Here is a 933-nt window from a genome sequence, read left to right as displayed (position 1 = left end):
TAGTCAACTTCCCACCTGAGGTCTTCCCACCAACACCGCTAGAGCTTTGTGATGTGAACAATCCGGGCGACGAGGTAGAGGAGTTTGACTTGGAGCTGGCTACGGCAGAGATCACGGGTGGAGACACTTCTTTGATTGTGACCTACCACGAGACTGCTGCGGATGCCGATACTGGAGACAACCCACTGACGAGTCCTTATACCAACATGAGCAACCCACAAACGATCTTTGTACGGGTAGAAGACCCAGACACGGGCTGTTTTGTGAGTGATGTGGTGACCTTAGACTTACGAGTAAACCCACAACCGAGTCCAACCCCAGATCCCACCCCGATTGAGATCTGTGATGCAGACAACGACGGTTTTGTGGACAGTTTTATACTGACCGATAGAGACATCGAGATCATTAACGGTGAGCCGGATGTGGTGGTGAGCTACCACGAGACCCTGGCAGACGCGCAAAGTAATCTGTTCCCACTAGTATCTCCTTATGCGAACATAGTGGCCTACAGCCAGATCGTATACGCTAGAGTAGAGAACACCCTAACGGGCTGCTTTGCCATTGTAGAGTTGGAACTGATTGTACTGAACTCCCCAGAGCTCCCACTAGAGATTGAAGACTTTGTGATCTGTGATGACGACGACGACGGCATCGCGGTGTTTGATCTAACGACGAAGGATCCGGAGATCTACGGCACCCAAGACCCAGCGACGCTGGATCTGAGCTACCACTTAAGCGAGGCAGATGCCTTGGCAGGAGTGATGCCTATTGTAACGCCAACAGCTTTTGTCAACACGACCAACCCACAGACGATCTGGGTACGTTTGTTTGACCCAATAACGGGCTGCGCGAGTGTGGGCAGCTTTGAGCTGATTGTGAGCTTGCCACCGGTGATTGCCGCACCAGGAGATCTGGATGCCTTGGAGCGTTGTG

1 pseudogene is annotated in these 933 nt (G+C 52.3%); it reads left to right on the top strand.

The features are described from left to right. Window positions 1–933 (top strand): annotated as a pseudogene (locus POW22_RS12180) (hypothetical protein); the annotation flags it as partial.

Source organism: Gilvibacter sediminis (genome assembly GCF_028561565.1).
Classification (GTDB): Bacteria; Bacteroidota; Bacteroidia; order Flavobacteriales; family Flavobacteriaceae; genus Gilvibacter; species Gilvibacter sediminis.
The sequence above is the reverse complement of the archived record's forward strand: the minus strand, read 5'-3'. Positions and strand labels throughout refer to the sequence as shown.